This window comes from Vibrio sp. 1580 (assembly GCF_033340055.1).
Window position 1 is genome coordinate 259,704 of the sequence record NZ_JAWOVT010000006.1, and the last position, 14,707, is coordinate 274,410.

The window sequence follows — 14,707 nt, forward strand, 5'->3', positions numbered from 1 at the left end:
TTCCTAGTCATCCTCTACTGACAATCTACCCAACTGTTATTTATACTTAACTGCAAATCTTACCCATGTATTGTCACAGATGATGTTTGGGCCCTGTTCCAGTTCATAACTATCCGGATCGACAAAATGATAACGAAGAACCTTCCTCTTACTGATTTGCACCGTCACCTCGACGGTAACATTCGTACTAAAACGATTCTTGAGCTAGGCCAAAAGTTTGGCATTGCCCTACCAGCGTACGATATTGAGTCTCTCACTCCTCACGTTCAAATTGTCGAAGCGGAACCCTCTCTTGTTGCTTTCCTTTCTAAGCTCGACTGGGGTGTTGCTGTACTGGGCGATCTAGATGCGTGTCGTCGTGTCGCGTACGAAAACGTAGAAGACGCGCTAAACGCACAAATCGATTACGCAGAGCTGCGTTTCTCTCCTTACTACATGGCGATGAAACACAAACTACCAGTAACGGGGGTTGTTGAAGCCGTCGTGGACGGTGTGCAAGCGGGTATGCGCGATTTTGGCGTGAAAGCCAACCTGATCGGTATCATGAGTCGCACATTTGGCACTGACGCATGTCAACAAGAACTGGACGGCATTCTGAGCCAGAAAGATCACATCGTTGCCGTCGACCTTGCGGGTGACGAGCTAGGCCAACCGGGTGATCGCTTTGTGTCTCACTTCAAGCAAGTACGCGATGCTGGCCTTGGGGTAACGGTCCATGCTGGTGAAGCAGCAGGTGCAGAGAGCATGTGGCAAGCAATCAATGAGCTGGGCGCAACTCGTATCGGTCACGGCGTAAAAGCGATTCACGATCCAAAACTGATGGATTACCTAGCAGAAAACCGCATTGGTATTGAATCTTGCCTGACGTCAAACTACCAAACAAGTACGGTAGAAACGCTAGAAAACCACCCTCTCAAGCAGTTCCTAGAGCATGGCGTTCTTGCGTGTCTGAACACTGACGATCCAGCGGTTGAAGGTATCGAACTGCCATACGAATACGAAGTAGCGGCACCAGCCGCTGGCCTGAGCCAAGACCAGATTCGCCAAGCGCAAATCAATGGCCTTGAGATTGCGTTCCTTTCAGAAGCAGAAAAATCGGAACTGAGAGAAAAAGTAAAAGATCGCGCTTAAATCCAGCGAAAACATAAAAAAATGCCAGCATCTGCTGGCATTTTTTATATCTTGAATCTGTATCTCTGATTAAATAACACGAGAGAACTGTTGCTGACGTGCCTTTGCTCGTAGGTATTTATCGAAGCTCATACAAATATTACGGATCAACAAACGACCTCGCAGCGTCACACGAATTTCATTGTCATCCACTTCCACCAGCTCATCGTTAATAAAGGTCTGAAGTAGCTGCAAATCTTCTTTAAAGTACTGTTCAAACCTCACTTTAAACTCAGACTCAATGGCTTTCTTGTCTAACTTGAAGTTACAAATCAGCTGCTTAATCACTTCGCGACGGAGCAAATCATCGGAGTCCAGAGAGACCCCTTTCCATAGAGCGTGACGAAGTTCGTTGACTTGAGCGTAGTATTTCTTCAGCTCTTTCTGGTTTTGCGCGTACGCATCGCCGATCATCGAGATTGCAGAAACACCAAAGCCAACCAAGTCACATTCACCTTGTGTGGTGTAGCCTTGGAAATTGCGATGCAAAATACCTTCGCGCTGGGCAACAGCAAGTTCATCGTCCGGCAAAGCAAAGTGGTCCATACCGATAAATTGGTAGCCAGCATCAGTCAGTGTCGCGATGGTGTCTTGCAGAATCGCCATCTTCTCTTCTGCCTTTGGCAGGTCTTCGTCTTTAATCTTACGCTGCGCTGCAAATAGCTGTGGCATGTGCGCGTAGTTAAACACGGATAGACGGCCCGGCTGCATCTCTAGCACTTGTTCTAGAGTCTTGGCAAAAGATTCTTTGGTCTGCTTCGGTAAACCGTAAATTAAATCTAGGTTCGTCGAACGAAAGCCTAACTCTTTTGCGCGCGCAACCATCGCAACGATGAACTCTTCATCTTGCTCACGATTCACCAGCTTTTGCACTTCTTTGTTGAAGTCCTGAACACCGATGCTCAAGCGATTGAAGCCTTCACTACGCAGATGATCCAGCATGGTCAGCTCGATTTCACGCGGGTCAACCTCGATACTGATTTCAGCATCGCTACTAAAAGTAAACTCTTGGCGTAGCAGGCTCATTACACGCGTGATTTGCTTTTCAGAGAGAAACGTCGGTGTACCACCACCAAAATGCAATTGCGTCACGGTGCGACCAACAAGTAATGCAGCACGTTGACGAATTTCGTGTTCAAGCACGTCGAGGTATTCATCCGCTTTGTGCGAATGGCGTGTAATGACTTTATTACATCCACAGTAGTAACAAAGCTTGTGACAGAACGGAATGTGTACGTACAGCGATAATGGGCGTTCTGGGTATTGAGTGCATGCCATATCATAATCAGAAATGGTGAACGCTTCATGAAACTCCAGCGCCGTTGGGTACGACGTATAACGAGGCCCGGAATAGTTGTACTTATCCAATACCGCTTGATCCCAGACGATTTGCTGTTTCGATTCAGTGTGTTGATTCGACATGGTGGTACTTTCCGTTAAATGCTAGGGCAACGAAAGCCGTCACCCGATATTCAGAGCCGCTATTTTGCCATACGACGATGACAAGCGTGGCAACGCCGACTGGCTTTTTAAGTATAAAACTAAAGAAGTGCTAGCGTGATCACGATACCCCCATTAGTCATAAGGAGACTATTGGGGGTCGCGCTTAAATCATCTGAATATTGATTTGATTATTCAGTGGCTGGACGTTTTTCTGCAACACTTTGAGCTCCTCAATAATCGCATCAGTGAGGCGGCTTTCCGCTTTATGACGCGTCAAGTTCTGTTGCATACGCTCTTTCTTGGCAAGTTGTTGGCGTTCTTCGCCACGCGCCATATCTTTCACTATGTGGTAAAGCTCAGAAATCGCAGGGTACGTTTTATCGAAATCAACGCGGTCTTCACCTTGTACATAATCCATGATGTTATACACACGGATACTGATTTCAGATAAATCGCACTGCCCTTGAATGCCCGCCTGACACAAGGTATGCACATTCTCAAAAATGTTGGCGTTACGTTTGTCTATCGCCAATTTTTGATGCTTCAGCTGCAATTCCTTTTGCTTTTTCAATTGAAGCAGAAGGTAACCTGCATAAGAAGCGAGTGCGATGATAATCACAACACCAGCAATAGCTAATAAGGTTACATTCATAGCTTAATTATCCTTTATAGTCGTCGAAATTAATGTCGTCGAAATCTGCCAGCAAGTCATCATCGTTGCGCGTGCTTTTCTCAGCAGGTGCAGTGAAGTCTTCCTCTTCTTCAGGTTCCAACAAACCTAGTTGGTCCATTAGCTTCTCAATGCGATCGAGTTTCTCATCGACGAATTTCTGTAGACCTGTGCCCAGGTTTTCACCCGCTTCAATACGGTCTAGCAACACGTTCAATTGCGCGTCATTTTCTAGCATCTCTAGTTCTTGCTCTGCCGACAAACGACGCTCTTGCTTCGTCATTTTCTTCGCAGGTTCAACAATCAGAGGTATTTTCTTTTTGCTGCCTAAGCGCGGGTCGCGATTTTGTGCAGCAGCTTGCTTTTTCTGCTCGTTAACTTCTGAGTTACGGTTACCCGTTTTCAGACCTTTACGCTTTTTAGCACGCTTGCGTAAGCGGCCTTCCACATCAGATTCTGTACGGTTACGAGTTACAACAAACTCAGGTGCACCAGCGGCACCCGGTTTTCTAGATTTTTTACTACGGCTCATTACTGGGGTTTCCTCAGTAAAATTACATCATTACCAATAAATTCGAGTTCGAGCTTATCCCGCTCTGCTAGGAACTGGAACGTGTCACGACTAAAGAACACTACGTGAGTGAGATCGTTCTTATAATGCCATGATTTGAAAGCCTCCACGTCGATGACCATTTTCGTCATCAGGCCTATCCAGCCCCCTGGCTTAACTAAATTCAACCATTGCTTCCACACCAAATCTGGGTGGTAGAGGTGCTCTATCACCTCTGTTGCTGTCATGAAGTCGTACGTTTTTTCTAAAACCGACGTATCAGGGTGGTAGTAGAGATCGTACAACGCCATGTTGTGCCCCGCCTCTTCCAGCATCAAGGAGAGCGTTGGGCCAGGACCACAACCAAAGTCGATACCATTTGATTGTGGAGAAATTCGCTCTGTGATCGGGTCAGTAATACGCGACAAAAAGCGTCGGTAACCCAAATCATCGGGGTTGTTCTCATGCAAATCATAGTGAGCTTTTTCGCTTTCCGCATCCAAACGTTGGTCTGGATTTACGAATACCAAGCTGCACTGCTCACATTGAAGATATTCACGACGCTTATCTTCAAAATAATGGTGAGTGCGCTGATTTTGGCATAAAGGACAGGTATGCATGCTGACTTCCTCAAACAGGGATGCGAAACATACCAGAAAGTGAACTCGGATTGGAGTGTTGTTGAGTATTTTTTCAGCAATTTTTGTTAAAAAACTTTGTTTACAACCTATAAAGCTAAATAAGTGCAGTAATATCAATTCAAGTTACGACTGAGCAAGTCAACGGATATAAAAAAAGCGACAGTCAGACTGTCGCTTTCTAAGTGCCATCAATTGGCGAAACTGTGTTGCACACATTTGGTGCACCAATGATCCCTTTGTTTTTAGAGCTTTCCCTGCCAAAAAGAGTTGTTTTTCATCTTCCTGATGAATTTTGGCTATCCGTTTACTTCCTGTCTACTGAGCAACTTCCTGTGCCTGATCCGTTTCACTGTCTTAACCGTCAGACGAGATGACCATCCTTATCTGATAGGCTCCCTACCTATCTAAATCCCTTTCTAAATCACCAAGCATCCGAGCTACATCCTTGGAGACCTAAACCGTGGTCTTAAATCCTTACATTCACTCCCTGTGAACGACTTCTACTTTACGCCATCCCGTTATGCTCACAAGTAATGGGTTGAAAAAATAATCCGCCTATTTTTCTAAAAAATCAAAATTATCATTTAATCAAAAACTTAAAAACACTAACAAGAAAAAGCCAACATCAAGTATGGCAAATGTCTCACAAACTGCCGAGCCAACTATCGCTTTCGCATCCAAACTCGACTGTGATATCTGTCACGAACAAAAATGCCCTAGTGGATTCACTAGGGCATTTTTGTACAAGTTGCTCGAACGATGTAGGGACATCTACCCAACCAGCTCAAGATGCAGGTTCTTGAGCGATTTAGGTATATTAGTGCAGACCGCCAACGTATTTAGACAGCACTTCGATATCTTCGTCTGTCATTTTCTTCGCGATGTCGCGCATCATGGCATTCATATCATTACCACGGTCGCCATCACGGAATTTTTCTAGCTGAGCTTTGATGTAGTCAGCATGCTGACCAGAAATTTTCGGGAAACCTGAAAGCTCAGTACCATTGCCACGAGGACCATGACATGCAATACATGCGGTTAGGCCACGCTCGGCATCACCAGCGGTATAAAGCGTTTTGCCTTTTGCTACTACATCTTCAGGTGTTGAGTTTTCTGAAACTGGTAGCGAAGCGTAGTAAGCAGATAGGTCTGCGATATCTTCATCGCTCAGTGGCATTGCCATACCACTCATTACAGGATCGTAACGACCTTGTTTACCACCACTTGTCATGCCTAGCTTAAGTTCTTTTAACTGCTTCTCAAGATACTTAGCGTGTTGGCCTGCGAGTTTCGGGTACGTTGTTATTGCACTGTTGCCATCTGCTCCGTGACAGGCGACACAGGTTTGTGATTTTGCTTTACCAGCCTCAATATTACCTTGGGCCCATACTGAGCAACTGGCTAAAAGACTCAAAATTAGCGCTAATTTATTCATGACATTCCATTATAATTATCAAGCTTCCAGTACCACGGAATGTGAACATACCGCGTACACTCATGGTACAATAGGCGACCTTATGCCGAGCACGGTTATTTTACACATTTTCACAAAAAAGTAATCAATCGACTACACAAAGTCGAGATGGAGTTAACAGTGAGCGTAAAAATTCATTACCAAAATACGCATTTCATCACCAGCGCACCCGATATTCGTCACCTGCCGGAAGACGAAGGTGTCGAAATTGCGTTTGCAGGACGCTCAAACGCTGGTAAATCGAGTGCACTTAACCGTCTAACTAATCAAAAAAGCTTAGCCAAGACATCAAAGACACCTGGTCGTACGCAATTAATCAACCTTTTCAAAGTAGAAGAAGGTTGTCACATTGTCGATCTACCTGGATACGGTTTTGCTCAAGTACCGGTAGAGATGAAAAACAAATGGCAGAAATCTTTGGGTGAATACCTACAGAAACGCGAGTGCCTAAAAGGCTTAGTGGTTCTAATGGACATTCGTCATCCAATGAAAGATCTCGACCAACAAATGATTTTCTGGGCCATCGATAGCCACATTCCTGTGCAAGTTTTGCTAACCAAAGCAGATAAACTAAAAAGTGGTGCACGCAAACAAACTCTACTGAAAGTTCGTAAGCAAGTAGAAACTTTCGGTGGTGACGTTTCTGTTGATGTGTTCTCTTCACTGAAAGGATTAGGTGTCGATCAGCTACGTGCAAAACTGGATACCTGGTTTGCACCAGCACTAGCACACCTGATAGAAGAAGACGAACAAGAGATACCTGCGAGCGATGAAGAATAATTAACAATATTTGTTAAATTTCTTCGACACGGCCCTGCCATTTGGTGGGGCTTTTGTTTATCTGAACTAAATAACAGGCAATAAAAATCCCCGCCTTCCTGGCAGGGATAACGGGAGAGAAAAATTGGTAATTATTGTTATGTGACGAAGCATTGCTGAACTGAGATTCGATTTCAATAGGTTAAAAAGCGCTCTTGTTTCCTGTGTATCACCAAACATTCACTCCAAAAACACCCAATAGCGTTACAATTCAGACAGTTAAGCCAAGCAAATCTTCAAAAAGATGTAACTTAGTTTCTTTCAAGAAAAAATAATAGTGTGACTGACGTAAATTTACAGGATGAATAACGCAATAAATTTGAAGGAAAAATCGAGATTTTGCAGTGACTTAGAAAGGTCAAAAAAGAAGGTTTTTGAAGGCTAACTTTAAGCTGCTGATCCAAAAGAATAATTTTCTTTCGCCCAATAAAAAACGCCCCAGTCAAAAACTGACTGGGGCGGCTGAATCAGCCTAATCCAATAACGTGAAACAAAAGGTCTGAAAGATAGAACATCTTACCTCTGTACCCTACGAGTATTAATGTACAACAATTGGTCAGAATTGCAAAGAATTTTTGTAGTTTTTTTTCATGAAATTTTTATTAAGCAACATCAAAGTTAACTTTGCGCTAGCTTTTTTAATCTCAAAAAAAAGCCAGCGTTTGTGCGCTGGCTCATAATTAATTGGTTATTTTGGTCTAAAAGTGACTAATGAGCTTGATCCCAGTTATCACCGTGACCTGCTTCTGCAACCAACGGTACTTTTAGCTCTGCTGCAGATTCCATCAATTTCTGTACTTTACTTTCAATTTCGGACAATGATGACTCTTCAACTTCAAAGACCAATTCATCGTGTACTTGCATTAATAACTTCACACGACCATTGCCTTCTTCCTGAATCCACTGATCAACCAACAGCATCGCTTTCTTAATGATGTCCGCTGCCGTACCTTGCATTGGTGCGTTGATTGCCGCACGTTCAGCAGCTTTACGACGCATCCCGTTGCGCGATTTGATTTCTGGCAAATGCAAACGTCGACCAAAAATCGTTTCAACATACCCTTTATCTGCTGCTGTGCTGCGTGTGTCTTCCATGTACTGCATCACGCCTGGGTAACGTTCAAAGTATGTATCCATGTACGCTTGAGCCTCACCACGAGGAATGCCTAATTGCTTCGCCAAACCAAACGCACTCATGCCGTAAATAAGACCGAAATTAACCGCTTTCGCACGACGACGTTGCTCACTTGAAACGTCCTCAATAGAAACACCCATGATTTCTGCTGCGGTTGCCGCGTGGATATCTTTGCCATCACGGAATGCATTCAATAAAGCTTGGTCGCCAGAAAGGTGCGCCATGATGCGCAGTTCGATTTGCGAGTAGTCGACCGCTAAGATTTTATGCCCTGATGGCGCGACAAACGCTTGACGAATACGACGGCCAGCTTCGTTACGAATTGGAATGTTCTGTAAGTTCGGATCAGTAGAAGATAGACGACCCGTTGCAGTCACTGCTTGGTGGTAAGAAGTATGCACGCGCCCCGTTGATGGGTTGATCATCTTCGGCAGTTTGTCGGTGTAAGTTGATTTTAGCTTCGCCAAACCACGGTATTCCAAAATCAGTTTTGGTAGTGGGTAGTCTAGCGCGAGTTCTTGCAGAACTTCTTCATTCGTCGATGGTGTGCCTGATGGCGTTTTCTTCACAACCGGTAAACCCATTTTTTCAAATAGGATGGCTTGTAATTGCTTTGGCGAGTTCATGTTAAACTCTTGCTCTGCAATTTCGTACGCTTTCTTTTCAAGCTCATCAAGGCGAGCGGTAATCTCGACCGACTGCGCACTCAGCTTCATTTCATCGATAAAGACCCCAGTGCGTTCAATGCGCGAAAGAACTGGCACCAACGGCATTTCAATCTCTTCGTAAACTGTCTTCAGGCTTTCATCCTGCTCGATATTAGCAAACAAGCGATTGTGCAGACGAAGGGTCACATCCGCATCTTCTGCCGCGTATGGCGATGCTTGTTCCAGTTCGATTTGGTTAAACGTAAGCTGATTTTTGCCTTTACCTGCAATTTGCTCAAAAGAAATGCAGCTGTGCTGTAGGAAGCGAAGCGCCAAGCTGTCCATATCGTGTTTACCGCCGACACTGTTGTAGATATACGATTCCAACATCGTGTCGTGCTTAATACCTTTTAGCTCAATGTCGTAACGAGCGAGTACAGACGCATCATACTTTAAGTTTTGACCGACTTTTGCTTTCGCTGCATCTTCAAGAATTGGCTTCAGCTGTTCTAGTACCCAATCACGATCAAGCTGTTCAGGCGCATCTAAATAGTCATGTGCAACTGGCACATAAGCCGCAATACCTTCATCGACAGCGAATGACAAACCAACTAGATTCGCTAGCATGTAATCTAGGTTATCGGTCTCCGTATCAAATGCAAACAGCTCAGCCGTTTGAAGTTTATCTAGCCAAGCATTGAAGGTTTCTTTATCCAGAATTGTTTCATATTGGCTGCGATCGATTGTTACCGCAGAAGTTTCCATCTCGGCTTGAGAAGAAGAAGCTTGTGAAGATCCTGCAAGCTCTACGGCCTCCACAGATCCAGAACCGCCTTCAAGTAGTTCATTCAACCAAGATTTAAACGTCAGTTGGCCATACAGCTTCACTAATTCGTCTTTATTTGGTTCCGCTTTCAGCAATGATTCTGGCGTTTCCTCAAGCTCAACATCCAATTTGATGGTCGCGAGCTCATACGAAAGCATGGCATTTTCTTTGTTGTCGATGAGCTTTTTCGCCATGGTTTTAGAACCACGGAAACCAAGCCCTGCAATATCATCGAGGTTTTCATACAACTTCGTCAGACCACCAATACCTTGCAGTAGTGCGGTCGCTGTTTTATCACCGACACCCGGTACACCAGGAATGTTATCTACTTTATCGCCCATCAGTGCTAAGTAGTCGATGATCAACTCAGGTGGAATGCCAAACTTTTCAACCACACCTTCACGATCCATTACGACGTTCGTCATGGTGTTGATCAAGGTAATGTTATCATCCACTAGCTGCGCCATGTCTTTATCACCAGTACTGATCAATACAGGCATGCCCTTTTGTGATGCTTGGTATGCTAACGTACCGATGACGTCATCCGCCTCGACGCCAGGAACACAGATCAGCGGCAAACCCATTGCACGAATAACATTGTGTAATGGTTCAATTTGACAACGCAGGTCATCCGGCATTGGCGGACGATTCGCTTTGTATTCTGCATACATATCATCACGAAAGGTTTTTCCCTTTGCATCGAAAACCACCGCGATGCGCTCAGACGCAAACTGACGCATCATGCTGCGTAACATGTTCACGACGCCGTAAACAGCATTAGTTGGAATTTCACCATTGCTCATGGTGCCCGGGTAGGCGTGAAAAGCGCGATATAGGTAAGAAGAGCCGTCGATAAGGATCAACGGATTTTCAGGAATACTTGCCATAATTGTCTGTATCCAATTCAGTACTTGAGAGATCTGCCTAGGATGCCATGACTGCTGATCTGAATCTATCTTGTTCGCTCGATCTAGGTCGCGTAAATTTTTCCGACTTTATTCACGAAAACACCACCTCCTGTGGATAACTCTGTTTATAGAAATTATCCACTGGTTATCCAATAACAAAAAACACAAGAAAACACCAACCAAAACCATTGATTAATAACAACAAATTCGCATAACGGCGAGAAGATCAACGATCCTAAAATGATCATCGCATGTGGAAAAGATATTAATAGTGACGTCAAATAGAAATCGTAGAAAAGAAAAAAGCGACCCGAATGGGGTCGCCTAGCAGAAGTGGTAAAGCAAATTCTGTAAATAGAGCAGCTTAACCAAGAAGCTATAAATTACACTGGAAGCAATGTGAGCAATGTCGTGTCAAAAAGAATTCGTGCAAGTTCTCGGAAAAATGTTTCATCACTTCTCAACTTTCAGTTAATTAACTTCTGTTAATAAGTCACTCAACGTCCTTGTGAACTTTCCTCATTCCCTAAGACAGGTTTAATAATAATGATTCTCATTTCGTAGTCAACAGTTAAATGAGAAAAAATCTCATTTATTTTCACATTGCTTTAATGAAATGCACTCGAGATTCTCGAAGATTTACTTTTTCTTCAAACTTTTCAATTATATAGCCATTTCTCAATAACAAGCGAAGCATAGCCGGAAACTGGTTTCGAGATTTCACTTTTAATGTGTTGTAGCCTTGTTCTGCCACCCAATCCTCTTGAGCTTCCAAAAGCAGTTGTGCCACGCCTTCATTTCGAGCTTCAGGGACAACACCACCTAACCAGCTATAGAAAACACCATCCTCTAATTCGTAACCTATTTTGAAGCCGACAATCGTGCCATTTTTTTCTGCAACGAGGATTAAACTGTTTTTCTCTTCTAAACGTTGAGTCATGGAGTCTACCGTTTCTCCTTTCGAAAACTCGGTAACACGCGCCACAACTTGAAGTGCTTCTTCCAATGTGCCTTCACGAATCAGCATTGTCATTGTTCTCTTCTCCAAAATAAAAATACCCAAGCACCTTGGATTGTTACTGTTGTAATCCGCCTGAGGTTACTTGGGTATATACAGACGAACAACTCTTGTTGGTCTGGTATTTCTCACTGAGCGATAATTACTCTTCTGTCGCTTCCGGAGTACGATTTAGGTGTTGAGCAGTTTGTGCATTCTCTTCTGCCAACCACTCAGCAACGTCTTTCGCAAAGTACGTTAAGATGCCATCTGCACCTGCACGTTTGAAGCACAATAGTGATTCCATCACAATTTCACGCTCTTTGAGCCAGCCATTCATGATCGCCGCTTTATGCATCGCGTACTCGCCAGAGACTTGATAAGCAAATGTCGGTACTTGAAGTTCAGTTTTTACTCGGCGAACTACATCTAAGTATGGCATACCAGGTTTAACCATCACCATGTCCGCACCTTCGTTGATGTCTAGCGCCACTTCGTGAATCGCTTCATCAATGTTTGCTGGGTCCATTTGGTAGTTTTTCTTGTTGCCGCCTTTTAGATTTGAAGAAGAGCCAACCGCATCACGGAATGGTCCGTAGTAGTTCGATGCGTACTTAGCCGAGTAAGCCATGATTTGAGTATGAATGTAGCCCGCGTTTTCTAATGCTTCGCGGATCTTACCAATTCGGCCATCCATCATGTCTGAAGGCGCGACTACGTCAGCACCCGCTTCTGCATGAGACAAAGCCTGCTTAACCAATACTTCTGTGGTTTCATCATTCATTACGTAGCCATCTTCATCGATGATGCCGTCTTGGCCATGTGTCGTGAATGGGTCGAGTGCCACGTCTGTGATTACACCAATTTGAGGAATGTGTTCTTTAAGCGCTCGTACTGCTCGCTGAACCAAACCTTCTGGGTTGTAGGCTTCAGTAGCACATAAGCTTTTAGCGTCTTGGTTTACGACAGGGAAAAGCGCGATTGCTGGAACGCCTAGATTTGCAAGGTATTGTGCTTCTTCTAGCATTAAATCAATCGACAAACGCTCTACACCCGGCATGGACTCCACGCTCTCACGACGATCTTTACCCATAAGAATGAACATTGGGTAAATCAGATCATTAACAGAAAGTTGGTTCTCAGCCATCAAACGACGACTAAAATCGTGCTTACGTAAACGACGCATACGGCGTGCAGGGAATGGACCTTGAATTGATACAGACACCATTTTCTCCTTGTCTGGACGGTTATGATGATCAAATCATCTGGTGAACAAAATCATATCACTCTTGATGCATGTTGCGAGTGACAATCTGGAAAAAGGTAATGAAAAAAACTGAAAATGACCCAGCACTCACACTCAAGTATACTTCGAATACGAAACCAACTATGAAGCACAGAGAGTAACGATGATCGATACCCACGCGCACATCTATGCCAGCGAATTTGATAACGACCGCGATGAAGTAGTACAACGCGCCTTAACGCAAGGCATTAATAAAATCCTGTTGCCAAACATCGATCTGGACTCTATTGAGCCCATGCTACAAACCGAAGCGGCATATCCTGACGTGTGCCACTCAATGATGGGACTCCACCCTTGTTATGTGGACAGCAATGTTGAACAAACGTTGGAGATCATCCGCGGCTGGTTTGAGAAACACAAGTTTATTGCGGTAGGCGAAATCGGTATCGACCTGTATTGGGATAAAACCTATCGTGCTGAGCAAGAAATGGCGTTCGTAGCTCAACTTAACTGGGCAAAAGAGATGGACTTACCAGTCGTTATCCACACTCGTGATTCGATTGAAGAAACACTCACTTTGCTAAGACAAGAGCAAGATGGTCGTCTGCGTGGTGTATTCCACTGTTTTGGAGGCAGCTTAGAAGAAGCGCAAGCAATCAATGAGCTAGGCTTCCACTTAGGCTTGGGTGGCGTATCGACCTTTAAGAATGGCGGGATGGATAAAGTCATTCCACATTTGGATATGCAGTGGGTCATTTTAGAAACCGACTGTCCATATTTAGCGCCTGTGCCACACCGTGGTAAACGTAATGAACCAGCCTACACTTCTCTCGTTGCACAACGTGTTGCCGACTTGCGTGATGTCGACATCGCAACCATCGATGCCATAACGACTGAGAATGCCAAAAAGCTGTTTAATATTTAATTCACGAGAATTGAAAAAAGCGACGAAATCAACGTCGCTTTTTTATCACCTAAACTATTGAATGAACGATTCAACCCGTTGAAATAGTAGAACAATCCATACAAAATTATTGATAAACATAATAATTAACTAGCAACTCTACTTACTTCTCATATCGTCACTTTACTTCGTCCGCTTTGCAAAACTGTCGACAACTCGACACATTATTTTTCTATACTGATTTACGCCCATTAATTAGCACAAATGTAAAACAGCATGAATATGGAAGTTGAAGTGTGTACACATGGTGCTTACTTACAACGCGTACCGCGCAGTTTTTTTCAAAAGCTGCTGGGCATCAAGGAAGTATACGTATGCACAAAATGTGGTTACGTCATGAAAGTTAAGTAATTAGCCCAAGAAAAAACCAACCGCAAAAAAAGCGGCTCAATTGAGCCGCTTTTCACATCTAGATTAGCCTTATTCTTCGGTTTCCGCTTCTACTTCTTCGCTTCGACGAGTATAAAAACGCGCGAAGAACAAACCGACTTCAAACAGTAAACACATCGGAATAGCGAGTAAGGTTTGCGAGATCATGTCTGGTGGCGTTAACACCATACCTACGACAAACGCAGCCACTATAATATAAGGACGTTTCTGTCTTAAATCTTCTGGTGTAGTGGCCCCAGTCCAACACAACAAAATAATCGCAACAGGCACCTCAAATGCGATACCAAACGCCATAAATAGCGCCAGCACAAAGTCGAGATAACTCGAGATATCAGTTGCAAACTCTACTCCACCAAGAGAGATGGCGGTAAAGAAGCCAAACACCAATGGAAATACCACGAAGTAGGCAAATGCCACTCCACAGTAGAACAATAGCGAACTAGAAAACAGCAGTGGCATGATCAATCGACGTTCATGCTTGTACAAACCTGGCGCTACAAAGGCCCAAACTTGATACAAAATAAACGGCACCGCAATAAATACCGAAGCAATTAACGTCAGCTTAAGTGGCGTAAAAAAAGGTGACGCTACATCCGTAGCAATCATGGTCGCGCCTTCAGGTAGACGTTCTACTAAAGGTGCGGAAACAAACTCGTAAATGTGGTTAGAGAAATAAATTAGTCCGACAAACACGACCAACACTGCGAGGATTGAGCGCAGTAGTCGGTTGCGAAGCTCCAACAAATGACTAATTAAAGGTTGTGTCTGCTCGACGGTAGACATGGCAAACCTCTTATTAAAAACCAGATCAAAAAGGAGCTACCAAT

12 protein-coding genes are annotated in these 14,707 nt (G+C 44.1%); 3 read left to right on the forward strand and 9 right to left on the reverse strand.

From position 1 onward, the window contains the following. Positions 1-126: 126 nt before the first annotated feature. Entirely contained in the window at positions 127-1,131 is a 1,005-nt protein-coding gene (gene add / locus R7093_RS12190; protein ID WP_017821942.1) for an adenosine deaminase, read from the forward strand. 69 nt (positions 1,132-1,200) lie between these two features. Here the strand turns inward: add and hemN are convergent, their stop codons facing one another. The 5 genes from hemN to R7093_RS12215 form a co-directional block, all read right to left on the reverse strand. Beyond that, on the reverse strand, positions 1,201-2,592 hold the full coding sequence (hemN, locus tag R7093_RS12195; protein ID WP_017821952.1) for an oxygen-independent coproporphyrinogen III oxidase: 1,392 nt from the start codon (positions 2,590-2,592) through the stop codon (positions 1,201-1,203). A 184-nt stretch (positions 2,593-2,776) separates the two neighbouring features. Next, positions 2,777-3,265: a DUF2489 domain-containing protein gene (locus R7093_RS12200; RefSeq protein WP_005379254.1), complete on the reverse strand. Its 489-nt coding sequence runs from the start codon at positions 3,263-3,265 to the stop codon at positions 2,777-2,779. Positions 3,266-3,272: 7 nt separating this feature from the next. Further along, positions 3,273-3,815 (reverse strand): Der GTPase-activating protein YihI, encoded by a 543-nt coding sequence (gene yihI / locus R7093_RS12205; protein WP_005379252.1) that lies wholly within the window; start codon positions 3,813-3,815, stop codon positions 3,273-3,275. Then, positions 3,815-4,453: a class I SAM-dependent methyltransferase gene (locus R7093_RS12210; protein ID WP_017821951.1), complete on the reverse strand. Its 639-nt coding sequence runs from the start codon at positions 4,451-4,453 to the stop codon at positions 3,815-3,817. Before R7093_RS12210 ends, yihI begins: the two co-directional genes overlap by 1 nt. Before the next feature lie 838 nt (positions 4,454-5,291). Continuing rightward, positions 5,292-5,909 carry a c-type cytochrome gene (locus R7093_RS12215; protein ID WP_017821950.1) on the reverse strand — a complete coding sequence of 206 codons (618 nt, stop codon included), beginning with the start codon at positions 5,907-5,909 and terminating at the stop codon, positions 5,292-5,294. Positions 5,910-6,068: 159 nt separating this feature from the next. Here R7093_RS12215 and yihA point away from each other — a divergent pair, with 159 nt between their 5' ends. Then, the gene (gene yihA / locus R7093_RS12220) at positions 6,069-6,728 is read left to right on the forward strand and encodes a ribosome biogenesis GTP-binding protein YihA/YsxC (protein WP_017635019.1); all 660 of its coding nucleotides are present in this window, start codon (positions 6,069-6,071) and stop codon (positions 6,726-6,728) included. A 747-nt stretch (positions 6,729-7,475) separates the two neighbouring features. On the opposite strand, the gene polA is transcribed toward yihA, so the two are convergent. The 3 genes from polA to hemB form a co-directional block, all read right to left on the reverse strand. Beyond that, positions 7,476-10,262 (reverse strand): DNA polymerase I, encoded by a 2,787-nt coding sequence (polA, locus tag R7093_RS12225; protein WP_053303417.1) that lies wholly within the window; start codon positions 10,260-10,262, stop codon positions 7,476-7,478. 619 nt (positions 10,263-10,881) lie between these two features. Next, on the reverse strand, positions 10,882-11,316 hold the full coding sequence (locus R7093_RS12230) for a GNAT family N-acetyltransferase (RefSeq protein WP_005379245.1): 435 nt from the start codon (positions 11,314-11,316) through the stop codon (positions 10,882-10,884). 127 nt (positions 11,317-11,443) lie between these two features. Then, positions 11,444-12,505, reverse strand: a complete 1,062-nt coding sequence (gene hemB / locus R7093_RS12235; protein WP_031777176.1) for a porphobilinogen synthase — start codon at positions 12,503-12,505, stop codon at positions 11,444-11,446. Positions 12,506-12,689: 184 nt separating this feature from the next. On the opposite strand from hemB, the gene R7093_RS12240 reads away from it, so the two are divergent. Then, positions 12,690-13,451 (forward strand): TatD family hydrolase, encoded by a 762-nt coding sequence (locus tag R7093_RS12240; protein ID WP_017821949.1) that lies wholly within the window; start codon positions 12,690-12,692, stop codon positions 13,449-13,451. Between the two features lie 459 nt (positions 13,452-13,910). Here the strand turns inward: R7093_RS12240 and tatC are convergent, their stop codons facing one another. Next, on the reverse strand, positions 13,911-14,663 hold the full coding sequence (gene tatC, locus R7093_RS12245) for a twin-arginine translocase subunit TatC (RefSeq protein ID WP_005379234.1): 753 nt from the start codon (positions 14,661-14,663) through the stop codon (positions 13,911-13,913). Between the last annotated feature and the right edge of the window lie 44 nt (positions 14,664-14,707).